Annotated in this window: 26 protein-coding genes; 16 read left to right on the top strand and 10 right to left on the bottom strand. The window is 64.9% G+C overall.

Going from position 1 to position 24,074, the window contains the following annotated elements; all coding sequences use genetic code 11:
• Positions 1-13: 13 nt before the first annotated feature.
• Positions 14-532 (top strand): helix-turn-helix domain-containing protein, encoded by a 519-nt coding sequence (locus FJW07_RS23930; RefSeq protein WP_140859015.1) that lies wholly within the window; start codon positions 14-16, stop codon positions 530-532.
• A 125-nt stretch (positions 533-657) separates the two neighbouring features.
• Here the strand turns inward: FJW07_RS23930 and FJW07_RS23925 are convergent, their stop codons facing one another.
• The 3 genes from FJW07_RS23925 to FJW07_RS23915 all read right to left on the bottom strand — a co-directional run bounded on the left by FJW07_RS23925 (position 658) and on the right by FJW07_RS23915 (position 2,519).
• Positions 658-1,059, bottom strand: a complete 402-nt coding sequence (locus tag FJW07_RS23925) for a hypothetical protein (RefSeq protein WP_140859014.1) — start codon at positions 1,057-1,059, stop codon at positions 658-660.
• A 314-nt stretch (positions 1,060-1,373) separates the two neighbouring features.
• Positions 1,374-1,556 carry a 50S ribosomal protein L32 gene (rpmF, locus tag FJW07_RS23920; RefSeq protein ID WP_006203806.1) on the bottom strand — a complete coding sequence of 61 codons (183 nt, stop codon included), beginning with the start codon at positions 1,554-1,556 and terminating at the stop codon, positions 1,374-1,376.
• Positions 1,557-1,811: 255 nt separating this feature from the next.
• Entirely contained in the window at positions 1,812-2,519 is a 708-nt protein-coding gene (locus FJW07_RS23915) for a transglycosylase domain-containing protein (protein WP_181175322.1), read from the bottom strand.
• Between the two features lie 170 nt (positions 2,520-2,689).
• Between FJW07_RS23915 and FJW07_RS23910 the strand changes: the two genes are divergently transcribed.
• The 4 genes from FJW07_RS23910 to FJW07_RS23895 all read left to right on the top strand — a co-directional run bounded on the left by FJW07_RS23910 (position 2,690) and on the right by FJW07_RS23895 (position 7,923).
• Positions 2,690-3,565, top strand: coding sequence for a polyprenyl synthetase family protein (locus tag FJW07_RS23910; RefSeq protein WP_246680855.1), 876 nt, complete (start codon positions 2,690-2,692; stop codon positions 3,563-3,565).
• A gap of 244 nt (positions 3,566-3,809) precedes the next feature.
• Positions 3,810-4,268: a (2Fe-2S)-binding protein gene (locus tag FJW07_RS23905; RefSeq protein ID WP_140659718.1), complete on the top strand. Its 459-nt coding sequence runs from the start codon at positions 3,810-3,812 to the stop codon at positions 4,266-4,268.
• A 3-nt stretch (positions 4,269-4,271) separates the two neighbouring features.
• On the top strand, positions 4,272-5,636 hold the full coding sequence (locus tag FJW07_RS23900) for a cytochrome c (protein ID WP_140859012.1): 1,365 nt from the start codon (positions 4,272-4,274) through the stop codon (positions 5,634-5,636).
• Positions 5,629-7,923, top strand: a complete 2,295-nt coding sequence (locus FJW07_RS23895; RefSeq protein WP_140859011.1) for a molybdopterin cofactor-binding domain-containing protein — start codon at positions 5,629-5,631, stop codon at positions 7,921-7,923. Before FJW07_RS23900 ends, FJW07_RS23895 begins: the two co-directional genes overlap by 8 nt.
• Before the next feature lie 84 nt (positions 7,924-8,007).
• Here the strand turns inward: FJW07_RS23895 and FJW07_RS23890 are convergent, their stop codons facing one another.
• A complete protein-coding gene (locus FJW07_RS23890) occupies positions 8,008-8,901 on the bottom strand; it encodes a LysR family transcriptional regulator (protein ID WP_140645793.1) in 894 nt (297 codons plus the stop codon).
• Positions 8,902-9,006: 105 nt separating this feature from the next.
• Here FJW07_RS23890 and FJW07_RS23885 point away from each other — a divergent pair, with 105 nt between their 5' ends.
• From FJW07_RS23885 to FJW07_RS23870, 4 genes are all read left to right on the top strand, one after another.
• On the top strand, positions 9,007-9,741 hold the full coding sequence (locus tag FJW07_RS23885; protein WP_181175306.1) for an SDR family oxidoreductase: 735 nt from the start codon (positions 9,007-9,009) through the stop codon (positions 9,739-9,741).
• 60 nt (positions 9,742-9,801) lie between these two features.
• Positions 9,802-10,698 carry an SDR family oxidoreductase gene (locus tag FJW07_RS23880; RefSeq protein ID WP_140859010.1) on the top strand — a complete coding sequence of 299 codons (897 nt, stop codon included), beginning with the start codon at positions 9,802-9,804 and terminating at the stop codon, positions 10,696-10,698.
• Positions 10,699-10,724: 26 nt separating this feature from the next.
• The gene (locus FJW07_RS23875) at positions 10,725-10,943 is read left to right on the top strand and encodes a 4-oxalocrotonate tautomerase family protein (protein WP_140859009.1); all 219 of its coding nucleotides are present in this window, start codon (positions 10,725-10,727) and stop codon (positions 10,941-10,943) included.
• A 142-nt stretch (positions 10,944-11,085) separates the two neighbouring features.
• Positions 11,086-13,419 carry a response regulator gene (locus tag FJW07_RS23870; RefSeq protein ID WP_140859008.1) on the top strand — a complete coding sequence of 778 codons (2,334 nt, stop codon included), beginning with the start codon at positions 11,086-11,088 and terminating at the stop codon, positions 13,417-13,419.
• A gap of 76 nt (positions 13,420-13,495) precedes the next feature.
• Here FJW07_RS23870 and FJW07_RS23865 read toward each other — a convergent pair whose 3' ends face one another.
• The 3 genes from FJW07_RS23865 to FJW07_RS23855 all read right to left on the bottom strand — a co-directional run bounded on the left by FJW07_RS23865 (position 13,496) and on the right by FJW07_RS23855 (position 16,045).
• A complete protein-coding gene (locus tag FJW07_RS23865) occupies positions 13,496-14,356 on the bottom strand; it encodes a lytic transglycosylase domain-containing protein (RefSeq protein ID WP_140645797.1) in 861 nt (286 codons plus the stop codon).
• A 4-nt stretch (positions 14,357-14,360) separates the two neighbouring features.
• Positions 14,361-15,611, bottom strand: a complete 1,251-nt coding sequence (gene ispG / locus FJW07_RS23860; RefSeq protein ID WP_140859007.1) for a flavodoxin-dependent (E)-4-hydroxy-3-methylbut-2-enyl-diphosphate synthase — start codon at positions 15,609-15,611, stop codon at positions 14,361-14,363.
• A gap of 254 nt (positions 15,612-15,865) precedes the next feature.
• Positions 15,866-16,045, bottom strand: coding sequence for a YdcH family protein (locus FJW07_RS23855; RefSeq protein ID WP_140645799.1), 180 nt, complete (start codon positions 16,043-16,045; stop codon positions 15,866-15,868).
• Between the two features lie 239 nt (positions 16,046-16,284).
• On the opposite strand from FJW07_RS23855, the gene FJW07_RS23850 reads away from it, so the two are divergent.
• The 3 genes from FJW07_RS23850 to FJW07_RS23840 all read left to right on the top strand — a co-directional run bounded on the left by FJW07_RS23850 (position 16,285) and on the right by FJW07_RS23840 (position 18,187).
• A complete protein-coding gene (locus FJW07_RS23850; RefSeq protein ID WP_040985243.1) occupies positions 16,285-16,488 on the top strand; it encodes a DUF465 domain-containing protein in 204 nt (67 codons plus the stop codon).
• Between the two features lie 128 nt (positions 16,489-16,616).
• Complete coding sequence (purE, locus tag FJW07_RS23845) at positions 16,617-17,114, top strand: 5-(carboxyamino)imidazole ribonucleotide mutase (protein ID WP_140859006.1); 498 nt, start codon at positions 16,617-16,619, stop codon at positions 17,112-17,114.
• On the top strand, positions 17,111-18,187 hold the full coding sequence (locus FJW07_RS23840) for a 5-(carboxyamino)imidazole ribonucleotide synthase (RefSeq protein ID WP_140859005.1): 1,077 nt from the start codon (positions 17,111-17,113) through the stop codon (positions 18,185-18,187). Before purE ends, FJW07_RS23840 begins: the two co-directional genes overlap by 4 nt.
• Before the next feature lie 9 nt (positions 18,188-18,196).
• On the opposite strand, the gene FJW07_RS23835 is transcribed toward FJW07_RS23840, so the two are convergent.
• Positions 18,197-18,622, bottom strand: a complete 426-nt coding sequence (locus FJW07_RS23835) for a lysozyme inhibitor LprI family protein (protein WP_140859004.1) — start codon at positions 18,620-18,622, stop codon at positions 18,197-18,199.
• A 260-nt stretch (positions 18,623-18,882) separates the two neighbouring features.
• On the opposite strand from FJW07_RS23835, the gene ykgO reads away from it, so the two are divergent.
• From ykgO to FJW07_RS23820, 3 genes are all read left to right on the top strand, one after another.
• Positions 18,883-19,008, top strand: a complete 126-nt coding sequence (gene ykgO / locus FJW07_RS23830; protein WP_006203764.1) for a type B 50S ribosomal protein L36 — start codon at positions 18,883-18,885, stop codon at positions 19,006-19,008.
• A 114-nt stretch (positions 19,009-19,122) separates the two neighbouring features.
• A complete protein-coding gene (locus FJW07_RS23825) occupies positions 19,123-19,743 on the top strand; it encodes a hypothetical protein (protein ID WP_140859003.1) in 621 nt (206 codons plus the stop codon).
• Between the two features lie 119 nt (positions 19,744-19,862).
• Positions 19,863-20,924 carry an alpha/beta hydrolase gene (locus tag FJW07_RS23820; RefSeq protein WP_140859002.1) on the top strand — a complete coding sequence of 354 codons (1,062 nt, stop codon included), beginning with the start codon at positions 19,863-19,865 and terminating at the stop codon, positions 20,922-20,924.
• A gap of 182 nt (positions 20,925-21,106) precedes the next feature.
• Here FJW07_RS23820 and pyk read toward each other — a convergent pair whose 3' ends face one another.
• Entirely contained in the window at positions 21,107-22,534 is a 1,428-nt protein-coding gene (gene pyk / locus FJW07_RS23815; RefSeq protein ID WP_140645805.1) for a pyruvate kinase, read from the bottom strand.
• A complete protein-coding gene (locus FJW07_RS23810; RefSeq protein WP_181175304.1) occupies positions 22,531-23,088 on the bottom strand; it encodes a DUF1036 domain-containing protein in 558 nt (185 codons plus the stop codon). The genes pyk and FJW07_RS23810 overlap by 4 nt, the downstream gene beginning before the upstream one ends.
• 169 nt (positions 23,089-23,257) lie before the next feature.
• On the opposite strand from FJW07_RS23810, the gene FJW07_RS23805 reads away from it, so the two are divergent.
• Positions 23,258-24,055, top strand: coding sequence for an N-formylglutamate amidohydrolase (locus tag FJW07_RS23805; RefSeq protein ID WP_140859001.1), 798 nt, complete (start codon positions 23,258-23,260; stop codon positions 24,053-24,055).
• The last annotated feature ends 19 nt before the right edge of the window (positions 24,056-24,074 follow it).

Raw genomic sequence — 24,074 nt, 5'->3', positions numbered from 1 at the left:
TCTGGAGACTGCCATGAGCATCGACCGTCGGTCCGGCTGCCCGATCAATCTGTCGCTCGAAGTGTTCGGCGACCGGTGGAGCCTGATCATCCTGCGCGACATGATCTTCGGTGGAAAACGCCATTTCCGCGAGTTGCTCAACGGCTCGATCGAAGGCATCGCCTCCAACATCCTGGCCGACCGGCTGAAGCGGCTGATGCAGCTCGGGCTTCTGACCAAGGCCGACGACCCCAGTCACAAGCAGAAGGCGATCTACAGCCTGACCGAGATGGCGATCACGCTGGTGCCGATCATGGCGCAGCTCGGCGCCTGGGGACGCGTCTGGCTGCCGGTTACGGAAGAATTGTCGATCCGCGCCGAGCTGCTCGAAAAGGGCGGCCCGCCGCTATGGGAGCGATTCATGGACGAACTGCGCCACGAGCATCTGGGCGTGCCTTCGAAGACGCCGCCGGGCACGCCCACCGTGCGCCGGCAGCTGCGCACTGCCTACGAGGCGGTCGTCGCGCGGAAGGTTGAGGCTGCGGCAGGTTGAGACGCGGCGAAGAGGTTCGTCATTCCAGGGCGAAGCAGGAGCGAAGCGACGCGGCGCAGACCATAGAATGACGATCCGATCAACGTGTTCCGCCAATCACGAAGTCATGCTTCCGCGCTGTATCCCTAGTTCAAATTGATATCGCGGCTCGCCGACCGCATCGACACCGAGAAGCCGGCCAGCACGTCGAACAGGGCGATGATCATCAGCGTGAAGAAGACGGAGTGCGCCGCGCCCTTCACCAGCAGGAATTCGATCAGGAAGGCGATGAAGACCAGCGTCGACAAAAGATGGTCCAGGATCGAGGCATTGGTCGTGCGCACCGATTTCGAGATCTCGATGAACAGGAAGATCAGCCCGATCAGCACCATCAGGTCGCCGAGCGTCATCGAGAACACGCCGCCCGACATCATGCGGAAGGAGAACATCTCGGTCATCCACGGATCGTCGCCGCCGCCGAACAATCCGAGCAGGCCGAGATTGTAGAGGACGAAGGGCACGATCAGCAGCGGGATGGCACCGAACATCTGGGCGACTCCAATGGGGCTCCCCTTTTGTAAAATCCGCGGCAAGCGCGCCGTCAAGGGTTTTCACCGGCGGCGGCGAACACGCTCTAAGACCTAATGAAATAACGATGTCAGCCGGTTGGCTGACATCTCGTTATCATCTCACGCGCGAACGACCCTTAGCGCTTGAAATAGACAGGAGACGGCTCAGGGCCGCGCGGGCGCGAAGTCAGGTCGTGCCGATTTCGGGTCGGCCGCCGCGCCCATGAGGTCGCCAAAACAAAAAGACCGGCCAAAGGCCGGTCTTTTGAAACGTCACGAACCGTGGAAGCTTCTCAGCTTTCCTTCGGCTCCAGAACCTGGCGGCCGCGATACATGCCGGTCTTCAGGTCGATATGATGCGGGCGGCGCATTTCGCCGGAATTCTTGTCCTCGACATAGGTCGGGGCCTTGAGCGCGTCGGCCGAGCGGCGCATGCCGCGCTTCGACGGAGAGGTTTTTCTTTTTGGAACGGCCATGGATATGCTCCACTACATGGTCAAAATGCCCCGCCAACCCTCGCGAAAGGGCCGCATCGAGGCCATAATCTGAGAAAGTCGGGTGCCTATACACGCCTTGCGCCGTTTTGGCCAGCGCTGGCCGCGAATTTTTTTGAGCCGGCGGCGCTTCGCTTGGATCATGACGCCGTTTCGTTGAAACGCCGTCATGATCCAAGTCTTCGTTGGGAGCGTGATCTTTTCCGAAAACCGGTTCCCACTTTTCGGGATCACGCTCTAATCCAGGCAGCCCACATACGCTCCGGATCGACTCGCGCGCCGCTCGATCAGCGAGGCCAGCCGCCGCAGGCCCGGCCCCGGCTTGGCGGGATTGCGCGCGATCGGGTTGGGCAGGCTGACGGCCAGCAGCGCCGCCTGCCTTCGCGACAACTGCTTGGCCGAGACGCCGAAATGGTGTTGGGCGGCTGCCTCGATGCCGTAGATGCCCGGCCCCCATTCGGCGATGTTGAGATAGATTTCCATGATCCGCCGCTTCGACATCACCGCGTCGAAATAGACGGCCAGCGGCAGCTCGACGACCTTGCGCACACTGCCCAATGGCCGCGACCACAGGAAAAGGTTCTTCACCGTCTGCATGGTAATGGTGGAGGCTCCGCGCGTCGCCTCGCCGGCCAGCGCGTCGTCGACCACGCCGCGCAATTCGCCGAGGTCGACGCCGCGGTGGAAGCAGAACTGCCCGTCCTCCGACATGATCACCGAATGCGCCAGCACCGGCGCCACGTCGTCGATCGACACCCAGCGCCGGTCGTAGCCGGAAAAAGTCACGAGGTCCTTCAGCATCAGCGTCGAGACCGGATGCACGAAGGGCGGCAGGTAGAGGAAGGTGAGCACGACCGGGATGGCCGCCAAAACGATGGCGACGACCAGGCAACGCCGGCCAAGCCGCTTGAGACCGGCGCGGTTCAGGCGCCGACGTCGCGCCATGTCCAGCCCTTCGCTTTCATATTCGACGATCGGTTCCGTCAAGCCGCCCCACCCGTGCCTCGCCTCCTCCGGCATAAAGGCGCGAGCCTGCTTGCGCAATGTCTGAGTGTCGGCTACCGCTCCCGGCCATGAGCAAAGACGCCCAGATCGCCTTCGAATCCGCGCTTTTCATGCGTGCCGCCGCAGTCGAGACCGAACTGCGGCGGATCCTCGACGCGCGTCCGCTCACCAGTGAGATCGCGCGGCCGCAGCGCCTGATGGCGGCGATGCGCCACGGCGTGCTCAACGGCGGCAAGCGGCTGCGGCCTTTTCTGGTCCTGGAAAGCGCCGCGCTGTTTTCGACCGAGAACGAGGCCGCACTCCGTGTCGCGGCGGCACTGGAATGCGTGCATTGCTATTCGCTGATCCATGACGACCTGCCGGCCATGGACGACGACGATCTGCGGCGCGGCCAGCCGACGGTGCACAAGGCCTTCGACGAGGCGACCGCGATCCTTGCCGGCGACGCGCTGCTGACTTTGGCCTTCGATATCATCGCCGACGAAGCGACCATGCTGTCGGCCGAGCGTCGCGGCACCCTCGTTCTCGCACTTGCCCGCGCGGCCGGCGCCGGCGGCATGGTCGGCGGCCAAATGCTGGACCTCGAAGCCGAGCGCGAACGGCCGGACGAGGCCGGCATCATCACGCTGCAGGCGATGAAGACCGGCGCGCTGATCCGCTTCGCCTGCGAGGCCGGCGCGATCGTCGCCGGCGCGCCTCCAGCCGACCGCGAGAGGCTGGCCGAGTTCGGCTCGGCGATCGGCCTTGCCTTCCAGCTCGCCGACGACCTGCTCGACCTGACCGCCGACGCAAAGCAGATGGGCAAGGCGACGAATAAGGACGCCGCCGCCGGCAAGGCGACGCTTGCCGCGCTGCACGGAGCCGACTGGGCGCGCGGCCAGCTCCACGGCCTTATCGACCAAGCGCATGCGTTGCTCGAGCCCTATGGCGAGCAGGCGGAATTGCTGAAAGCCGCCGCGACATTCGTCGCGACGCGGAGCAGCTGAGCGGCCGGTTTGCTGGCTCAGGATCGCGCATCGAACGGCTCCGGCAGGTTTCAACGTCAGCCGTGCGGCCGTCGAAGCCGCCGCCTCTAACTTCCCGATAGACACTCTTTTGCCCGGACCAGCTGGGCCGGCGATGCCTTAAATGTGATCCGGCGGATCCCTACCTGCCGGGCTCCGGTCCCCTACCCTTTTGGCAAAGACGTTCCGCCGTTGCGTGGACTTCATTCCGATCAGGGAGGGTGCGGTGCTCACTCTTACAATCAACGGACAATCGCGCGACGTCGATGTGCCGGAAGACATGCCGCTTCTATGGGTGCTGCGCGACCATCTCAACCTGGTCGGCACCAAATATGGCTGCGGTGTCGCGCAGTGCGGCGTCTGCACGGTGCATGTCGGCGGCAAGCCGGTGCGGTCGTGCCAGCTCTCCGTAGGTGACGTCGGCACCCGCGCCGTCGTCACCATCGAGGGGATCGGCAGTACGCCCAACGGCGCCAAGGTTCAGCAGGCCTGGATGGAAGCCGCGGTGCCGCAATGCGGCTATTGCCAGGCCGGCCAGATCATGTCGGCGACGGCGCTGCTCGATGCAAACCCGCAACCCGACGACGCCGACATCGATGCGGCGATGGCCGGCAATCTGTGCCGCTGCGGGACCTATATCCGCATCCGCAGCGCCATCAAGAACGCCGCCGCCAAATCGGCCTGACCCATGAAGCGAGCCGTCGGCATCCTCATCGCGATCATTGTCGCCGCCGGGCTTGGCTTCGCCGGCTGGCTTGTCCTTGGCCGCAACCCGCTTGCGTTTGCCGGCGGCTCGACCGTGGCCCTGGCGGATTATCATGACGCCACCGTCACCGGCGTTCCGGCCGAACTTGCCAGCGCCGATCTGGTAAAGCGCGGCGCGTATCTCACCCATGCCGCCGACTGCCAGGCCTGTCACACCGCGCCGGGCGGCGCGCCCTTCGCCGGCGGCTTCGCTTTCAACATGCCGTTCGGCACCATCTATTCCACCAACATCACGCCGGACAAGCAAACCGGCATCGGCAATTACAGCGACTCCCAGTTTTTGGCGGCGGTGCATCGGGGCGTTCGCGCCGACGGCGAAAAACTTTACCCTGCCATGCCCTATGCCTCCTACGCCTTGATGACGGATGCCGACGCTCTCGCCATCAAGGCGTATCTGTTCACGCTGGCGCCGGTGAACGCGCCGGCGAAGCCGAACCAGCTGTCGTGGCCCTTCAACCAGCGTGGCCTGATCGCGCTCTGGAACGTGGCGTTCAATCCCGACCGGCGCTTCCGCCCCAACACCGGCCAGAGCCCGCAATGGAACCGGGGCGCCTATCTCGCCGAGGCGATGGGCCATTGCGGCGAATGCCACACGCCGCGCAACCTCGCCTACGGGCTCGACAATCACGGCAAGTTCTCGGGCGCGCTGACCGCCGGCTGGCGCGCTTACAACATCACCGGCGACAAGAATTCCGGCATCGGCGACTGGAGCGACGACGACCTCTATGCCTATCTCTCCACCGGCCATGCCAATGGTCATGGCGGCGCCGCAGGCCCGATGGGCGAGGCAGCCGACGACAGCCTGAGCTATCTGGTGCCGGACGATACGCACGCTTTAGTCGCCTATCTGCGCAGCATTCCGGCCCATGCCAGCGACCTGCCCCGCACCGTCACCACGGCAGCACCGGCCTCCTATAAGGAAGGCGTGGTGGCCGACGCCAATGCGCGTGGCGAAAAGATCTTCGCCGGCGCCTGCGCTTCGTGCCACGACTGGACCGGCGTCAGCCCGGTGACCGGCTTTGCCACGCTGACCGGCGTGCGCGCGGTGAACGATCCCAGCGCCACCAATGTCGCGCAGACCGTGATCAACGGCGTCAGCCGCAAGACCGCCGACGGCAGGATCTTCATGCCGGCCTTCGGCGAGGGCTATTCCGACGACGACATCGCTGCCGTCGCCAACTACGTCACCGCCCGCTTCGGCGCCAAGGGCGCGCATCTGACGGCCAAGGACGTGGCCGTGCTCAAAGAGCAGGCGGCGCAGCAATCGAAAGAGACTCCCAATGGCTGAAACGCATTTCGCCCAGTCCGACGCCTATCTCTCTGCCCTGCTCGACGAGGTCCATTCGGTCAGCGCCGCCAAGGCGGCAATGACGATAGGGCGGCGCACCTTCTTCAAGCTGACCGGGGCAAGTGTCGCGGGACTGGTGCTGGGCTTCCATATCGGCGACGCGGCATTCGCGGCCGGAGCGGTCGACGGCGACGCAGCGGCCGCCAAGGACCAGGCGATGAACGCTTTCATCCGCATCGCGCCGGACAACACGGTCACCATCTATTCGAAATGCCCGGAAATCGGCCAGGGCATCAAGACGTCGTTCGGCGTGATCATCGCCGACGAACTCGACGCCGACTGGAACCATGTCGTCATGGAGCAGGCGGACATCAATCCCAAGGTTTATGGCAGCCAGGGCGCGGGCGGTTCGACCTCGATCCCGCGCGCCTGGAACCAGTTGCGCCAGGCCGGCGCGGGCGCCAAGGCGATGCTGGTCGCCGCCGCGGCTCAGGCATGGAGCGTGGATGCCTCGCAGATCACGGCGCAGGCCTCGATGCTGACGCACGCCGCCAGCGGCCGGTCCGCAACCTATGGCTCGTTGGCGGCAGCGGCGGCGAAAATGCCGGTGCCCGATCCAAAGGGCCTGAAGCTGAAGACCCGCGCCGAGTACCGGCTGATAGGCAAGCGCTTTCGCGGCGTCGATGACCCCAAGGTGGTCACCGGCAAGCCGCTGTTCGGCATCGATGTCCAGCGTCCCGGGATGGTCTATGCCACCTATACCAAATGCCCGGCGGCAGGCGGCAAGGTGAGATCCTTCAACGTCGACGAGATCAAGCGTCAACCCGGCGTGCTCGACGCCTTCGCGGTCGAGGGCACGGGCCTGGCGGTCGAGGTGATGCCAGGCGTCGCCATCGTCGCCAGGGACACCTGGAGCGCCTTCCAGGCCAAGGACAAGCTCGAGGTCGACTGGGACCTCAGCGAAGCGTCGAACGACTCCTCCTCGCGCTTCTCGGCCGATGCGCAAAGGCTCGCGAACAATTTCCCGCAGAAGACCGACGACAATGTCGGCGACGTGGACAAGTCCTTCGCCAATGCCGCCAAGACCGTCGAGGCCTATTACGAATATCCCTTCGCCGCCCATGTGCCGCTGGAGCCGATGAACACCACGGCGCACTGGCATGACGGCATCATGGAACTGTGGGTGCCGACCCAGCAGCCGGATCGTGGCCTGCCGCTGATAGGCAAGGTTGCCGGCATTCCGCCTGAAAATGTCGACATGCACCAGACCCGCGTCGGCGGCGGTTTCGGGCGGCGGCTGGTCAACGACTATGCCTGCGAGGCGGCGGCGATCGCGCTGAAGGTCAACGCGCCGGTCAAGCTGCAATGGACCCGCGAGGACGATTTCGCCCACGACTTCTACCGGCCCGCCGGCTACCACCAGTTCAAGGGCGCGATCGACAACGGCGGCAGGCTCGACGCCTGGCGCGAGCACTTCATCACCTTCACCGCCGACGGCAAGAAAGAGGCCTCGGGCGCCAACCTGACCGACAATCTCAGATATTCCATCAAGGCGCCCAACCTGCGCCGCGCAAAGACGATGTTTCCCCTAAAAATCCCGACCGGCGCCTGGCGCGCGCCGGGCGACAATGCGCAGGTCTTCGCCGCGCAGAGCTTCATGCACGAATTGTCGCTCGCCTCGGGGCGCGACCATGTCGAGTTCCTGCTCGACGCGGTCAACCGCGACGTGCCCGAACTGGCGCCCAAGGACCAGAGCGTCAATTTCAGCCCCAGGCGGGCGACCGACGTCATCAGGATGTGCGCGCAGAAAGCTGGCTGGGGAAAGACGTTCGCCAAGCACAGCGGGCTCGGACTTGCCTGGTGCTATTCGCATGCCGGCCATGTCGCGCAGGCCGTCGAGCTTGGCGTCGATACCGACAAGCGGATCAGAATAAACCGTATCGTGGTTGTGCTCGACGTCGGCCCGATCATCGACATGGCGGGCTCCGAAGCCCAGGCGCAAGGCGCGTCCACCGACGCTCTCTCGACCGCGATGGGGCTCAAGATCAACATCGAGAATGGCCGTATCCGGGAACAGAACTACAACGCCTATCCGATCCTGCGCATGCCATTCGCACCGATGACGATCGATGCCTATTTCATCCAGTCGGACAATCCGCCGACCGGCATGGGCGAGCCCGCTTTCCCGGCACTGGCGCCGGCGCTCGGCAACGCGATCTTCGCCGCCACCGGCGAGCGTGTGCGCCGGCTGCCGCTGCGCGACCTGGGCTATTCGCTGGCGGCCTGAAGGGATTGCCTTGTCTTCCCATCCCAGGGGAGTTGCATCGACAGGACAGTCGCGCCGTCGGCTGCCGGCCCCGGCCGATGATCCTCATAGCCTTGCCTCGGCGAAAATGCGCGATGCCCATTCCAGGAAGACGCGCAGCCGCGGCGCGAGCTGCCGGTTCTGCGGGTAGAGCGCCGACAGCGGCGTCGGGGTCGGCGGAAAATCCCCCAGAACCTCGACCAGCGTGCCGTCCGCGATATCTTTTTCCAGCCGATAGCGTGGCGCCTGCAGAAGCCCGAAACCCAGCCGCGCCAGATCGGCCGCGGTGTCGGAATTGTTGACCCGGACCCGGCCCGGCAGCGTGACCTGACGCACGTTTGCGCCGATCGTGAATTCCAGCGGCAGCACCTCGCCTGTGCGTGAGGAGACGAAACCGACGGCCTGATGGCCCTCCAGCGCTTCCGGTGATGCCGGCACGCCGTGCCGCTTCAGATAGCTCGGGCTGGCGCAGGTGATTTCGCCGATCATCGCCAGCCGCCGCATGATCATGCCGCTGTCCTGCAGCTCGCCGGCGCGGATGACGCAATCGACGCCCTCGCGCACCAGGTCGACCAGCCGGTCGCCCTGGCCGATTTGCAGATCGATTTCGGGATAGCGGTCAAGGAACGCGGGCAATTGTGGCAGCAGGAACCTCTGCGTGAGCAGCGGATGCGCATCGATGCGCAGCAGGCCGCGCGGTTCGGCGCTGCGGAAGCCGGCCTCGGCGTCCTCCACCTCGCCCAGGATCGACAGGCAGCGCTCGTAATAGGCCTGGCCATCGAGTGTCGTGGCGACGTGGCGGGTGGTCCGGTCCAGCAGCCTCGCGCCGAGATGGTCTTCCAACTGCTTCACCGCTTCGGTTGCGGTCGAGCGCGGCAGGCCGAGATCGGCCGCCGCGGCTGTGAAACTGCGCCGCTCCACCACGCGAACGAAGAGCCGCATCCCGTCAAGTCGATCCATGCCTCGATTGTTCGCCTAATCCGAATACTGCTGTCAATGGAGGGCTGATTATCCGGTTGGCGCGGCGGTCTATATCCGCCCCACAACAACGAACGGAGATCGATCATGCAGAAAACAAGAACAGCGATCGTGACCGGCGCCTCGAGAGGCATCGGCGCGGCAATCGCCAAACGACTCGCCCGGGACGGCATCGCCGTCATCGTCAATTATGCGCGCGGCAAGGATGCCGCCGATGAGGTGGTTTCCGCCATCGAGGCCGCCGGCGGCACTGCCCTGGCCGTCCAGGCCGATATCGGCGACCCGGCCGGCATGGTCGCTTTGTTCGATGCGGCGGAAAAGGCCTTCGGTGGGATCGACATCCTCGTCAACAACGCCGGCATGATGAGGCTCTCGCCGGTCGCGGACACCGACGACGCGGCGTTCGAACGCCAGGTCGCCATCAATCTCGGCGGCCCGTTCCGCGGCATGCGCGAAGCTGCAAGGCGCCTGAAGGATGGCGGACGCATCATCAACTTTTCGTCCAGCGTCGTCGGCTTCTACCAGCCCGCTTACGGCGTCTATGCCGCGACCAAGGCCGGCGTCGAAGCCATGTCGCATATACTGGCCAAGGAACTCGGCCCGCGCCACATCACGGTCAACGCAGTCGCGCCCGGTCCGGTCGACACGGAACTCTTCACCGACGGCAAGAGCGCCGCGCAGATCGAAGCGATAACGAAACTCATCCCGCTCGGCCGCCTCGGCCAGCCCGACGACATCGCCGGCCTCGTCGCCTTCCTCGCCGGTCCCGACAGCCAATGGGTCAACGGCCAGGTTGTCCGCGCCAATGGCGGCGCGATCTGAAGCAATTCCGGCATAAGCGCGCAGCGGTTTGCGTCCGCAATTGCGCCAGGGAGATACACGATCATGCAGCAGACGATACTCATCACCGGCGCATCGAGCGGCTTCGGCGCCATGACGGCCGAGGCGCTCGCCAGGGCGGGTCACCGGGTCTATGCCTCGATGCGCGATCCGCAGGCGCGCGGCGGCACAGCCGTGGCCGAAGTCGAAAGGCTGGCGCGCGAGGAGAAACTGGCGATCCGCGCCATCGCGCTCGACGTGCTGTCGGAGGCCTCGATCGAGGCGGCCGTCGAAACCATCCTCGCGGAAGCCGGCCGCATCGACGTCGTCATCCACAATGCCGGCCATATGGTATTCGGACCGACTGAAGCCTTCACGCCGGAGCAGTTGGCGGCGCTCTATGACGTCAATGTGCTGGGCACCCACCGCGTCAACCGGGCTGTGCTTCCACACATGCGCGGGCTCGGCCGGGCTCTGATGATCTGGGTCGGGTCGAGCAGCACGCGCGGCGGCACGCCGCCATTCCTCGCGCCCTACTTCGCCGCCAAGGCGGGCATGGACGCGCTGGCGCAGAGCTACGCGCTGGAGCTTGCCCGTTTCGGCATCGAGACGACCGTCGTCGTGCCGGGCGCGTTCACCAAAGGCACGGAGCATTTCGCCCATTCCGGCAAGCCGGCCGACACCGGGCGCGCGGACGCCTATTGGTCGGGACCTTATGCTGGCGTCGACGACCAGGCGTTGAAGGGCCTTGCCGGGCTGGAGCCGGTCGATGCCGATCCCTCGAAAGTCGCTGAGGCCATCGTCGATCTCGTCGCGATGCCGCATGGCCGCCGGCCGTTCCGCGTCCATGTCGATCCTTCGGATGACGGGGCGACCATCGTCAACGGCGTCGCCGACCGCGTCCGGGCGCAGCTTCTTGAGCGCATCGGTCTTGCCGATCTTCTCCACCCATCGCTTTAGACCAACCAACCCGAAAGGACCTTGAAATGCCCTTTGCCAACTTCAAGACTCCCGAAGCCGCCCTGACAAAGGCGCAGAAGGAAGATCTCATCCACAAGACCACGCAGATGTTCGTCGACTATTTCGGCGAAGGCGTGCGCCCTTATACCATGGTGCTGATCGAGGAAGTCCGCGACGGCGGCTACGGCCGCGCCGACGAAGTCTTCGTTCTTCCCGACACCTACCGCGCCAAGGATAGGGTCTGATTTGAGCAAGGCGGGCCGCTTGCAGAGCGACCCGCCCGACTTGATCCGTCAACGCAGGCGATCTTGCCCCACCAACGAAATGTTAATGTAAATCAAGCGTAATCCCGACCATTAAAATTGTGCGTATGTGTTGGGGTTGCGCATGCCGGAATATTCTTCCTTCCTCCGTTCGATCCGGATCCGCTACATTTCAGGCTTGCTGATCTTCGCGCTGGCCTCGGCCGCCGTCATGTTCGCGCTCAACCGTGTGAATTCGTACCGTCACGAGGTCGATGCCCTCAGCGGCAATTTCGTCATCTTCGCCCGCGACCTGCGCAACGCCACCAATTTCGCCGAGACGACCGGCACCGCCTGGCGCAGCGAGACACGCGATGCGCTGACCGCCGCCGCGCGCGGCCATTCCGAACGCCTGACGGGCGAGATCGGTATCTTGAACGCCCAGCTTGCTGAGATCAGGCCGCGCCTGTCGAAGAACACCGCCGACGCGCTCGAATCCGCAGCGGTGAACGGAGACCTGTTCTGGTCGGCGCGCGACATGGTGCGCAACTTCAACCTGATGTCGGTGGCCCAGAAGGTCGACGAATGGAGCTACCGCGAGATCCGCAACCAGAACGATCTCTTCGCCCAGCCGATGCTGGTGCGCGTACGCACCGCGCTCGACGACGAGCGGCATCTGGCCGACGCTTCCAGCGACCGGCTGCTGTTATGGGCGAGCGGCCTTTTGTTCGCCGTCCTTGCCATTGCCGCGGCTCTGATCTTCCGGCCGATGGAGAATGCGATCCGCCGCGCTTTCGCCGAGACCGCCGCATCTTTGTTCAAGGCCGAGGCCGCCGACCGCGCCAAGTCCGAATTCCTCGCCAATATGAGCCATGAGATCCGCACGCCGATGAACGGCGTGCTCGGCATGGCCGAGTTGCTCGCCAAGACGGAGCTGACGCCGCGCCAGAAGACCTTCACCGACGTCATCGTCAAATCCGGCAACGCGCTGCTGACCATCATCAACGACATCCTCGATTTCTCGAAGATCAATGCCGGCCAGCTGACGCTCGACCCCGCCCGCTTCCGTCTGGCGGAGGCGGTCGAGGATGTGGCGACGCTGGTGTCGGCACGCGTTGCCGAAAAGAACCTCGAGCTCATCGTGCGCGTCGACCCGCGCCTGCCGGCCTTCGTCGTCGGCGATGCCGGGCGCTTCCGCCAGATCGTCACCAACCTGCTCGGCAACGCCGTGAAGTTCACCGAGAAGGGCCATGTCCTGATCGATGTCGGCGGCGATGTCGTCGACGGCGTGGTCCAGCTCAAGGTCCGCGTCGAGGACACCGGCATCGGCATTCCGGCCGAAAAACTGCAAAGCGTGTTCGAGAAATTCGCCCAGGTCGACGGCTCCTCGACCCGCCGCCATGAAGGCACCGGCCTTGGTCTGGCGATCGGCGCGCGGCTTGTCGACCTGATGGGCGGCAAGATCGGTGTCGAAAGCGAGATCGGCCGCGGCTCCGTGTTCTGGTTCGCCGTGCCGCTGCCGGCGCACGACCAGCAGTCGCGCGACGATTTGGTACCCGTCGACGTCACCGGCGCAAGGGTGCTGGTCATCGACGACAATCCGGTCAACCGCGAGATCCTGCTGGAACAGCTCAGAAGCTGGAGCTTCGACTGCGCCGCCGCCGAAAGCGGCGCCGTCGGCCTCGCTTTCCTCGACCGCGCCTGCCAGCTCGGCGCCTCGGTCGACTGCATTATCCTCGATTACCAGATGCCCGGCATGAACGGCGCCGATGTCGCCAGAGCCATCGCCGCCGACACCCGCCTCTCCTCCATCCCGGTCGTGCTGCTGACCTCGGTCGACCAGGTCGATTTCGGCAGGATGGTGATCGATTTCGGCATCGTCGCGCATCTCACCAAGCCGGCGCGTTCGGCGGTGCTGCTGGGCACCGTGATCTCCGCTATCCAGAAGGCGCGCACGCAAGGCGCCAAGGCGCATTTCGTGCGCGAGCCGGCCGCGGCGCAGGCGGCTCCGCCGGCCTTCACCGTCATCCGCGGCCCGGCAGTTCCGGTCCCGGCCGCGCCGGAATCGACGGCAGCGCCGAGCGGCCCGATCGACATCCTGATCGCCGAGGACAATGACGTGAACCAGCTGGTCTTCGGCCAGATCCTCAACGGTTTCGGTCTTAGCTACCGCATCGCCGGCAATGGCCGCACCGCGGTCGAGATGTACCGCTCGCTGCGCCCGCGCCTGGTGCTGATGGACGTCTCCATGCCGGAGATGAACGGCTATGAGGCGACCCGCGCCATCCGTGCAATCGAACAGCAGAACGGCGATCGCACGCCGATCATCGGCGTCACCGCGCATGCGCTCAAGGGCGACCGCGAAAAATGCATCGAGGCCGGCATGGACGACTATCTGCCCAAGCCTGTCTCGCCCGACCGCCTCGGCGCCAAGATCGGCACTTGGCTCAGCGAGACCGTGGCGGCGAAGACGGCTTGAGCGGCAGGTGGCGTCAGGCAGCCATCGGCTACCGCCGAGTTCCTTCGCGCCAGCACGTCCAACTTCGTGGTACCAGTCACCGGTTACGCAACACCACGCAGGCGCCGCCGACGCTTTGCAGCTTGTTGCAGATACCGTTGGCCTCGCCGCGCGAGTCGGCGCCGATCCTGACCGCATAGATGCCGCGCCGGCCGATCGGCGTGCGCACCCGGCTCACCACCGGGTCATGGCTGGCGAGCAAAGCGGGGAACCGGCCCCTGACCCTCAGCCACTGGCCTATCGCCGCCGAGCGGCGGAAATTGCCCGCCACCTGCACGCCCCACGGCTTCACGTTGATCGAGGCCATGGCGACGGTCCGCGACATGATCACCGGCAGCCTGCGGCAGGCAACCGCGAAGCTCATCTTCGGGTCGAGCGGCTGGACGGTGCCGGCATAGGACTTGTCCGAGAACTTGTCGACCGGCTCGCCCATGACGTCGAAGACATAGCTTTCCGTCTCCATCGGCAGGAAGCCGCCCGAACTCAGCCAGCGCGACACACGGTTCTCGCCGGCATTGTAGGCCGCCGCCGCGAGCCCGAGATTGCCGTAGCTGACCTTCATCTCGGCGAGATATTTCGCCGAGGCCGGGATGGCCTGCCCGATGTCGAAGGGATCGGCGAGACCGCGCATCTTGGCGGTGCCCGGCATGAATTGCGCTATGCCTTCGGCGCCGACCGGGCTCACCGCGTTCGGATCGAAGCGGCTTTCCTTCCAGATCAGCCGGGCGAAGAAATCCTTGGGCAGGCCGTTCTGCTGGGCCTGCGCTTCGATCAGATCGCAGACACGGTTGATCAGCCGTTTGGCGGCGGACCGCGACTGCGGTGGGTCGGCGAATGCCTGACCGGAAAGGATCAGCGCGCAGATCAGGATCAGCGTCGCGCGCGGCAAAAGCGGCATCGGCCTACTCGGCCGCTGCTTTGCCGTTTCCGTAGCGCTGCTCGATATAGTCGCCGACCATCTTCTCGAAATCCTGCGCGATGGACGGACCACGCAGCGTCGCCGCCTTCTTGCCGTCGATGAAGACGGGCGCCGTCGGCGTCTCGCCGGTGCCGGGCAGCGAGATGCCGATATCGGCATGCTTGGATTCGCCCGGACCGTTGACGATGCAGCCCATCACCGCGACTTTGAGATTCTCGACGCCGGGATATTTCTCGCGCCACACCGGCATGTTCTTGCGGAGATCGGCCTGGATGCTCTGGGCGAGCTCCTGGAACACGGTTGACGTCGTGCGCCCGCAACCGGGGCAGGCCGCGACGATCGGCACGAACTGCCGGAAGCCCATGGTCTGCAGCAATTCCTGCGAGACCTGCACCTCGCGGGTGCGGTCGCCATTCGGCTCCGGCGTCAGCGAGATGCGGATCGTGTCGCCGATGCCCTGCTGCAGGAGGATGCCCATGGCGGCCGAAGAGGCGACGATGCCCTTGGTGCCCATGCCGGCTTCGGTGAGACCCAGATGCAGCGCATGGTCGGAGCGGGTGGCGAGTTCGGTGTAGACGGCGATCAAATCCTGCACGCCGCTGACCTTGGCCGACAGGATGATCTTGTCGCGGCCAAGTCCGATCTCTTCGGCCATCTCGGCCGACAGGATCGCCGACTGCACGATCGCCTCGCGCGTGACTTCCTGCGCGGTGAGCGGCGAGCCCTTCGCCTGGTTGTCGTCCATCAGCCGGGTCAAAAGCTCCTGGTCGAGCGAGCCCCAGTTGACGCCGATGCGCACCGGCTTGTCGTGTTTGATCGCCATCTCGACGATCGCGGCGAACTGGCGGTCCCTCTTGTTCTTGAAGCCGACATTGCCGGGATTGATGCGGTATTTGGCCAGCGCCTCGGCGCAGGCCGGATGATCGGCGAGCAGCTTGTGGCCGATATAATGGAAGTCGCCGACCAGCGGCACGTCGATGCCGAGCCTCAGCAGCCGCTCATGGATGCGCGGAACCGCCGCCGCGCTCTCGTCGCGGTCGACCGTGATGCGCACGATTTCCGAGCCGGCACGGTGCAGCGCCGCGACCTGGGCGACGGTCTGGTCGATATCGGCGGTGTCGGTGTTGGTCATCGACTGCACGACGACCGGCGCGCCGCCGCCGACCATCACGCCGCCGACCGATACGCCGACCGACTGGCGCCGCGGGAAGGGAGAAGAAAAATATCCGGTCATGCCGGCCGCCTTCATCTGGGAGTTCCGGGCATGAGGTGGCGGAGCAAAGATGGCTTGTCAATGGCAAGCGGCAGGCAAGGCCTGCAAATCAGTGACCGTGATCAACGGCCGCAGGGCTCATGTAAAAACCCTCGGGCTGCAAGATCTACACTAAAACGGTCTGGTGATTGAGTAAAAGCCAACAAGCCGGCGGCATATCTTGCCACCGGTAGGTTGGCACCGCAACGAGTGCGGTGATGTTGCCTAGGGCATGGTCAGTGTGTTGTCGGGCCCCCCTTCAGCTTTTCAATCTCGTCCTTGATTGCCAGCTTGCGTCGCTTGAGATTCACGATTTCGAGGTCGTCCACCGAAGGATGGTTCATCGCATCGGTGAGTTCACGCTCGATGTCACCGTGTTTCCGCTGCAACTCATCAAGATGGGATGCAAGAGACATGATTGGTTCTCCCTTTCATGGTTTCCTCGATTGCAGCCGTCGCGGGCGCCTCCACCGCAGGTTGCGACTGTGACGGCACCATGACAGTTTGCCACCAACCGATCTCGATGTCGAATGCCACGTGGTAGCATTCCACGACAAAGTGAAATGTGATAAGGGCTGCGCGCCGGTCACAAACCCGCAAGTCACGGCCCCGCCCAAACAGCCCGATTGGGCGATGCACACGCAGACGGTAGATAATGTCCGAACAGGAACAGGCTGAAATACGCCTCGAATATTCCCGGCTCAAACAAGAACACGCCGATTTCGACGCCGCCATCAACGCGATGATCGCCACGGGCTGCGACCCGCTTCAGATCCAGCGCATGAAGAAGAAGAAGCTGATGCTGAAAGACCGGCTGTCGGCGCTGGAAGACCGCATCATTCCCGACATCATCGCTTAGGGCCGAATGCTGGGCGCGCGCCCGGGAGGCCGCGGAACGTGCGGGTAGCGAGAGAGCGCATTCACCACATCCTTGCGGCTGTCGGCGAATTCCGCTAAGGCGCGCCTTTGCCGCCGCGGAGCCACACCTTGACCGATCAGCGTGCCGACGTCGCCATCATCATGGGCAGCCAGTCCGACTGGGCGACGATGCGCCAGGCCGCGGAGACGCTGGAGGCGCTGGGCATCCCGCACAAGCGGCTGATCGTCTCGGCGCACCGCACCCCGGACCGTCTCTATGAGTTCGCCAAGGGCGCCAAGGCTGCCGGCTACAAGGTGATCATCGCCGGCGCCGGCGGGGCGGCGCATCTGCCGGGCATGACGGCGGCGATGACGCCTCTGCCGGTCTTCGGCGTTCCGGTCGAGTCCAAGGCGCTTTCGGGCCAGGACTCGCTGCTTTCCATCGTGCAGATGCCGGCCGGCATCCCGGTCGGCACGCTGGCGATCGGCAAGGCGGGCGCCGCCAATGCGGCACTTCTCGCGGCCGCCGTGCTGGCGCTCAGCGACGACAAGCTCGCCGCCCGGCTCGACGCCTGGCGCGCGGCGCAGACCGCCAAGGTCGCCACCGAGCCGACGGACGCGCCGTGAGCCTGGCTCCTGGATCGGCCATCGGCATCATCGGCGGCGGCCAGCTCGGCCGCATGCTGGCGATGGCCGCGGCGCGCCTCGGCTATCATATCGTCGTGTTGGAGTCCCAGCCCGACTGCCCGGCCGCGCAGGTCGCCAACCGGCAGATCGTCGCCGCCTATGACGATCCGGCAGCGCTCGCCGAACTCGCCGCCGCCAGCGCCGTCGTCACCTATGAATTCGAGAACGTCCCGGTCGCCGCCGCCGAAACACTGACGGCAAAAGTGCCGGTCTATCCGCCGGCACGCGCGCTCGAAGTCGCGCAGGATCGCGTCACCGAGAAGAGCTTCCTTAACGGTATCGGCATCCCGACGGCGGCATTCCGCCCGGTCGATAATGACGACCAACTGACCGAGGCCCTCAAGACATTCAACGGCAGCGGCGTGCTCAAGACCCGCCGCATGGGCTATGACGGCAAGGGCCAGCGCGTCTTCCGCAACATGGAAACGGCCGGCTTTGCCGGCGTCTGCGAGGCGATGGGCAATGTGCCGCTGATCCTGGAATCGCTCGTGGCTTTCGAGCGCGAGATTTCGGTGATCGCCGCGCGAGGCCTCGACGGAACCATCGCCGCCTTCGATCCGGCCGAAAACGTCCACCGCGAAGGCATATTGCGCAGCTCGACCTTGCCGGCCGCCATCCGCCCGCAAACGGCCGCCGCCGCCAAGGACGCAGTCGCGAAAATCCTGTCCGCGCTCGACTATGTCGGCGTCATCGGCGTCGAGTTCTTCGTGCTTGCCGACGGCTCGCTTCTGGCCAACGAGCTGGCGCCGCGAGTGCACAATTCCGGCCACTGGACGGAGGCCGCCTGCATCGTCTCGCAGTTCGAGCAGCATATTCGCGCCGTCGCCGGCCTGCGGCTTGGCTCGCCCGTCCGGCATTTCGACTGCATGATGGAAAACCTGATCGGCGACGATATGCTGAAGGTGCCGGCGCTGCTCGCCGAGCCCGACCTCATGCTGCATCTCTATGGCAAGGCCGAGTCACGCCCCGGCCGCAAGATGGGCCATTTCACGCGGATTCGACGCCCGAGCTAAGCTCGCGCCCTATTGCATGTCCTGGTCGCCGTCACTCCCATCCGAGCCGGCGCAGCTCGGATCGCTCAGCTTGCAGTTGGCGTCGGACGTGAGCTGCTTTATGCGCTGGTCGGTCAGCTCCGTCAGGCACTCCGAAACTTCCATCGGCTGGATGGAGCCGCCCTCGCTGTCGGCGGTCGAATAGGCGCATTCGGCGTCGCGAAAGGCGATCCAGGCGCGTTGCGCGGTCTGCAGCAATTTGTTGGCCTTCTGGTCATTGTCGCCGACAAGACCCTTATACGCGGCGTTGAGCTTGGCATCGGCGGCCTGATAGTCGGCATCGGCGCAAATGTTCAGCATCGACTGGCTGTCGTCGTTGCGGTCGCAATCCTCGGCAAAGGCGGCCGGGGCGGTCGCAAGCAGGACCAGACAGACGGGCAGAAAGAGACGGCGCATGGGGAATCTCCAGTCGCTTGGGCCTGGATCACCATTCCAGTCGCCCCACCATTCCAGTCGGCCTTGAGTCGCGCAATGCCGCGCCGCGCGGATGGCAAATATTTGATATGCCGCGCCACTTGTGGCATTCGGACATCGTCACGTGGTTGACACGGACAACACTCCTCGTTTATGAGCCACCGCAAGTTCAAAGGCGCGCTTTTTTCGGGCGCGCCTTTAAAATTCGGCCCGGGACGGGCCCTGACCGAACAGGCAAGACCATGAAGATCAAGAATTCGCTCAAGGCGCTCAAGGCGCGTCACCGCGACAACCAGCTGGTTCGCCGCAAGGGACGCATCTACATCATCAACAAGACCGCTCCGCGCTACAAGGCGCGCCAGGGCTGAGACTTGCTGCGCCCGGCGCGACCACGCCGCGCCGCTGATGTCGAGTGCCGGTTCGCCGGCCCTCTCACGCTAAAATCACTTTGACGATCCGCCGCCCGCGATTAGATTCCGGCGATGCGGATTCGTTTTGCATTTCTCGCCGCCCTTTTGCTGTCCGGCACAGCTTTGCCTGCAGGGGCAGAAACGGTGCCAGGCGCGCTGCCTCCAGATGCCGCGCCACCCGCCGCCACGCCACCGCCGGCCGCTCCGACCAAGCAGGGTCGCCTCGATCAGCTCTTCACCGAGCTGAAGCGCGAGCGCAACGAAAAGGCGGCCGAGCGCATCGCCGGCCGTATCTGGAACGAGTGGAACCAGTCCGGCAGCGCCTCGATAGACCTGATGATGCAGTGGGCGCAAAAGGCGACGGAAGACCAGAAGTTCGACGTCGCGCTCGACCTCCTCGACCAGGTGGTGACCCTGCAGCCAGGTTATGCCGAAGGCTGGAACCGGCGCGCCACCGTTCATTTCATGATGAAGAATTACGGGAAGTCGATGGCCGACATCGACCGCACCTTGCAGCTCGAGCCGCGCCATTTCGGCGCGCTCTCAGGGCTGGCGCAGATCATGGCCGAGACCGGCCACAAGCAATCGGCGCTGGAAGCCTGGCAGAGGGTGCTCACGATCTACCCGATGATGCGCAGCGCCCAGAACCAGGTCTCGACGCTCTCGGAAGAACTGGCCGGCGAGGGGATTTAGGCAATAGGAATTGGGCAGTAGGGAAAGAGAGCAGCCTACTGCCTACTGCCTACTGCCTACTGCCTACTGCCTACTGCCTACTGCCTACTGCCTACTGCCCTCCTTCCGTATCTCCCCCCATGAACCTCATCTGCGCCGCCTTTCTCTTCCTTGTCGCGCTTTTCCTTGCCCTCGCCGGTATCACCCGCGCCGGCGTCTGGTCGATCGAGCGCCGCAATCCACCCGTCGGCGGGTTCGCCGAGATCAATGGCGCGCGCATCCACTACGTCCATTTCCCGGCGCCGGCCGGCGCCGATCTGCCGCCGGTCGTCTTCATCCATGGCGCCAGCGCCAATCTGAAAGACCAGATGCTGCCGCTGAAGCCGCTGCTCGAGGGCCGCGCCGAAATGCTGTTTCTTGACCGGCCGGGCTTCGGCTGGTCGGAGCGTGGCGACAATGAAACGCTTGTCGCGCAGGCGGACACCATTGCCGCGCTGCTGGACCGCCTCGGCATCGCAAAAGCGGTCATCGTCGCCCATTCCTTCGGCGGCGCGATCACCACGGCCTTCGCCCGCCAGCATCCGGACAAAACGCTCGGCCTCGTCTTCCTGGCTCCCGCCACGCATCCCTGGCCGGGCGGCGCGACCGCCTGGTACTACAAGCTCACCGCCATGCCGGCGATTGGCTGGCTGTTTTCCGAAACGCTCGCTTATCCGGCCGGTATGCTGCGGATCGGCAATGCGACGGCTTGCGTCTTCTCGCCCAACAAACTGCCGGACTTCTATATCGACAACACCTCGATCCCGCTGGTGCTGCGGCCGTCCGCCTTCCGCGCCAACGCCCGCGATGTCGCCCAGCTCTACGACTATGCACGCTCCGCCTCGCCGCATTATCGCGAGATCAAGGCGCCGACGGTCGTGATATCGGGCGATCGCGACAAGGTGGTTTACGCAACGATCCACTCCATCGGCCTGGAACGCGACATTCCCGGCGCCGAGCTGGTCTGGGTCCACAATCTCGGCCACAAGCCGGACTGGATCGCGTCCGAACTCGTGGTCGGCGCGATCCGGAAAGTCGCAGGCAAGGATGTCGATCTACAAGCGATGGCCAGGACCGTGGAAGGCCGGCTCGCCGGCGATGCCTATAACGACGGGAAATGCCCCGACATCAAAGTGCCCGACGCCGAGCTCGCGCCGACCTGATTTTTGGGAAATTAGCTCCTGAATGCCACGGCGGAGACGGTTAGGTGTGTCGAGATTCAGGTCAGGCCGAGTCGAAAGTAGTGGCTTCCGAGAACCGGAGCGGAGCGTACTTTAAGTACGTGAGCACCGGAAGCGCAGGTAGCCGCTACTTGCAGGCCGGCCTCACCTGAATATCGGCATATCTAATGCGCGTCCGATCCCAGATACGCTATCCGCAGCATATTGGTCGAACCGGGCGTCCTGAGCGGCACGCCGGCCGTGATGATCACCCGGTCGCCCGGCTTGCCGAAGCCTTCTTCCAGCGCGATCCGGCAGGCCCTGTCGACCATGTCGTCGAGGTCGGTGGCATCTGGCGAGACGACGCAATGCGTGCCCCACAGCAGCGACAGGCGACGCGCCGTGTTGAGGATCGGCGACAGCGCCACGATCGGCACCTGCGGGCGTTCGCGCGCGGCGCGGAGCCCAGTGGTGCCCGATGCGGTGTAGGAGATGATCGCCGACAGTTTCAGCGTCTCGGCGATCTCGCGCGCGGCCAGCGAAATGGCGTCGGCCCCAGTGGCCTCGGGCTCGGAGCGCTGCGCGTTGATGATGCCGGCGTAAGTCGGGTCGGCTTCGACCTTGGTGGCGATGCGGTTCATCATGGCGACCGCTTCGACCGGATAGGCGCCGGCCGCGGATTCGGCCGAAAGCATGATCGCGTCCGCGCCTTCGAAGACGGCGATCGACACGTCGGAGACCTCGGCGCGGGTCGGCACAGGCGCGGTGATCATCGATTCCAGCATCTGCGTGGCGATCACCACCGGCTTGCCGGCGCGGCGCGCCGCGCGCGTGATCTGCTTCTGGATGCCGGGCACCGCTTCGATCGGCATCTCGACGCCGAGATCGCCGCGGGCAACCATCAGCGCGTCGGAGAGCTCGATGATTTCGGGGAGCCGCGCCACGGCCTGCGGCTTCTCGATCTTAGCCATGATCAGCGCGCGGCCGCGCGCGATCTTGCGGGCCTCCGCCAAATCCTCCGGCCGCTGCACGAAGGACAGCGCCACCCAGTCGACGCCGGTGGCGAGCACCGCGTCGAGATCGGCGCGGTCCTTTTCGGTCAGCGCGCCGACCGGCAGGTCGGTGTCGGGCAGGCTGACACCCTTCTTGTCGGAAATGCCGCTTCCCGCGACGACCGTGCAGGTGATCGACTTGCCGTCACTCTTGACCGCCTTCAGCTCCAGCTTGCCGTCGTCGATCAAAAGCCGGTGACCGGTCTCGACCGAGCTCAGAATTTCGGGATGCGGCAGATAGACTCGCTTCGACGTGCCAGGTTCGGGATTGTCGTCGAGCGTGAATGTCTGCCCTGGAGTCAGCGCTTCCTTGACGTTGGCGAACTTGCCGACCCTGAGCTTCGGGCCCTGCAGGTCGGCGAGGATGCCGATCGGCCGGCCAACGGCTTCCTCGACGGCGCGGATGCGGCCGACCAGCGTGCGCATCAGTTCGTGGTCGGTATGGCTCATATTGATGCGGAAGACATCGGCGCCCGCTTCGAAAAGCTTTTTCAGCATCTCCTCGGATGAGGAAGCCGGACCGATGGTGGCGAGGATCTTGACCTTGCGGTTACGTCTCATTGACTGTTTGTTCCCGGAGCGGGGGCCGCTGCTGGCGCGCCTCCCGTTGCGGGCTCGTCGGTCAGCTGGACCATCCAGCTGGCCTGCTCGCCCGTGTCATATTCCTGAAATCCGGCGCGTTGGAAGCCCCGGGCGACGCAATCATTCACGCCGGCGATCTTGAACTCTTTTTCGGCGACGCACATGTTGATCGGGCCGTCCCAGCGCCCGCCGCGTTCGGCGTCTTCTGCATAAAGATAGTAAAACCTTGATGACAGCGGACCTTCGATCAGCGTCTTGCAGGTCGATCCTTCGATGTGCCACCAGCCCTCGGTGATCCAGCCGGCCTTGGCGCGATAGCCGATGCCGACGCCCACCAGATTTTGCGTTGCGTTGCAAACGCGGAAGTCGGCCCGGGCCGGCGAGGTCGCGGCTATCGCGAAAAATCCCGCGCCGATGATCAGCAACGGCACGACCAGGCGCTTGCGCAACCGGCCGGCAAAACCCATCGCAGATCCCCTTGCGAACCACATTTGCATCTCTCGAAGCCCCTTTTCAGCAAACTCAGGTCGCATGTCAACGCGCCGTTTTGTTCAATTCCAATCGATTTAGAAGGGTCCGCCGCGCGAATTCTCCACCGTCGGGGATTTTTTGCAGAAACCTTGGCCAAACAACGGCATTGCGCCGGCGTCCTCTTCGTGGAATGACGATAGCACATCGCAGCCGCCATCCCCTTTTCAGCCGATGACCCGATCCACAGTTTTCACGCCGTTCGACATTGTCGAGGGCGACCGCAAGAAGGGCGTCGTGCTTCTGGCCGACCACGCCCGCCGCGATCTCCCCGACGAATATGGCCGCCTCGGGTTGCCGGCATCCGAATTCGATCGTCACATCGCCTATGACATCGGCGTCGAGACGGTGACGCGCGAGCTTGCCGCGGCGCTCGATGTGCCTGCCGTGCTTGCCGGCTTCTCGCGGCTGCTGATCGACCCCAACCGGGGCGAGGACGACCCGACCATGATCCGCCAGCTCTATGACGGGACCGTGGTGCCGGGAAACTATCCGATTGCCCGGGAGGAACGCGAGCGGCGGCTCGACCGCTTCTACCGGCCCTACCACGACGCCGTCGGCGCGATGATCGCCTCCGTCGCGCACGCCTCGGGCAAGGCGCCGTTCATCTTCTCCGTGCATTCCTTCACGCCGGTGATGCAGGGTTTTGTCCGCCCCTGGCATGTCGGCGTGCTGTGGGACCGCGACGACCGCGTGGCGCGGCCGCTGATCGACACGCTGGCCGAGGATAAGTCCCTCGTCGTCGGCGACAACGAACCCTATGACGGCGCGCTGCGCGGCGACACCATGTTCCGCCACGCCATCGTCAACGGCTACGCCCACGCGTTGATCGAGATCCGCCAGGACCTGATCGCCGACCGTGCCGGCGCTGTCGCCTGGGCCGAGCGCCTGGCACCGATCGTTGACGCCATCGACCGGCGTCCCGATATACATGAGGTGAAAATGTTCGGCTCGCGCACCGGACCCGCATGAAAGGCCGTCGGGCCAGACA

It is taken from the genome of Mesorhizobium sp. B3-1-9 (genome assembly GCF_006439595.1).
Taxonomy (GTDB): Bacteria; Pseudomonadota; Alphaproteobacteria; order Rhizobiales; family Rhizobiaceae; genus Mesorhizobium.
Note: the sequence above shows the minus strand (reverse complement) of the source record. Positions and strands in the feature narration are given on the sequence as shown.

Coding starts and splice junctions, on each gene's coding strand:
- FJW07_RS23835 (WP_140859004.1), bottom strand. CDS start 18,622: ATGCGCCGTCTCTTTCTGCCCGTCTGTCTGGTCCTGCTTGCGACCGCC.
- FJW07_RS23850 (WP_040985243.1), top strand. CDS start 16,285: ATGTCCGAACAGGAACAGGCTGAAATACGCCTCGAATATTCCCGGCTC.
- FJW07_RS23810 (WP_181175304.1), bottom strand. CDS start 23,088: ATGCGACCTGAGTTTGCTGAAAAGGGGCTTCGAGAGATGCAAATGTGG.
- FJW07_RS23890 (WP_140645793.1), bottom strand. CDS start 8,901: ATGGATCGACTTGACGGGATGCGGCTCTTCGTTCGCGTGGTGGAGCGG.
- FJW07_RS23900 (WP_140859012.1), top strand. CDS start 4,272: ATGAAGCGAGCCGTCGGCATCCTCATCGCGATCATTGTCGCCGCCGGG.
- FJW07_RS23875 (WP_140859009.1), top strand. CDS start 10,725: ATGCCCTTTGCCAACTTCAAGACTCCCGAAGCCGCCCTGACAAAGGCG.
- rpmF (WP_006203806.1), bottom strand. CDS start 1,556: ATGGCCGTTCCAAAAAGAAAAACCTCTCCGTCGAAGCGCGGCATGCGC.
- ykgO (WP_006203764.1), top strand. CDS start 18,883: ATGAAGATCAAGAATTCGCTCAAGGCGCTCAAGGCGCGTCACCGCGAC.
- FJW07_RS23825 (WP_140859003.1), top strand. CDS start 19,123: ATGCGGATTCGTTTTGCATTTCTCGCCGCCCTTTTGCTGTCCGGCACA.
- FJW07_RS23865 (WP_140645797.1), bottom strand. CDS start 14,356: ATGCCGCTTTTGCCGCGCGCGACGCTGATCCTGATCTGCGCGCTGATC.
- FJW07_RS23910 (WP_246680855.1), top strand. CDS start 2,690: ATGCGTGCCGCCGCAGTCGAGACCGAACTGCGGCGGATCCTCGACGCG.
- FJW07_RS23895 (WP_140859011.1), top strand. CDS start 5,629: ATGGCTGAAACGCATTTCGCCCAGTCCGACGCCTATCTCTCTGCCCTG.
- pyk (WP_140645805.1), bottom strand. CDS start 22,534: ATGAGACGTAACCGCAAGGTCAAGATCCTCGCCACCATCGGTCCGGCT.
- FJW07_RS23930 (WP_140859015.1), top strand. CDS start 14: ATGAGCATCGACCGTCGGTCCGGCTGCCCGATCAATCTGTCGCTCGAA.
- FJW07_RS23885 (WP_181175306.1), top strand. CDS start 9,007: ATGCAGAAAACAAGAACAGCGATCGTGACCGGCGCCTCGAGAGGCATC.
- FJW07_RS23855 (WP_140645799.1), bottom strand. CDS start 16,045: ATGTCTCTTGCATCCCATCTTGATGAGTTGCAGCGGAAACACGGTGAC.
- FJW07_RS23805 (WP_140859001.1), top strand. CDS start 23,258: ATGACCCGATCCACAGTTTTCACGCCGTTCGACATTGTCGAGGGCGAC.
- FJW07_RS23870 (WP_140859008.1), top strand. CDS start 11,086: ATGCCGGAATATTCTTCCTTCCTCCGTTCGATCCGGATCCGCTACATT.
- ispG (WP_140859007.1), bottom strand. CDS start 15,611: ATGACCGGATATTTTTCTTCTCCCTTCCCGCGGCGCCAGTCGGTCGGC.
- FJW07_RS23915 (WP_181175322.1), bottom strand. CDS start 2,519: ATGGCGCGACGTCGGCGCCTGAACCGCGCCGGTCTCAAGCGGCTTGGC.
- FJW07_RS23925 (WP_140859014.1), bottom strand. CDS start 1,059: ATGTTCGGTGCCATCCCGCTGCTGATCGTGCCCTTCGTCCTCTACAAT.
- FJW07_RS23820 (WP_140859002.1), top strand. CDS start 19,863: ATGAACCTCATCTGCGCCGCCTTTCTCTTCCTTGTCGCGCTTTTCCTT.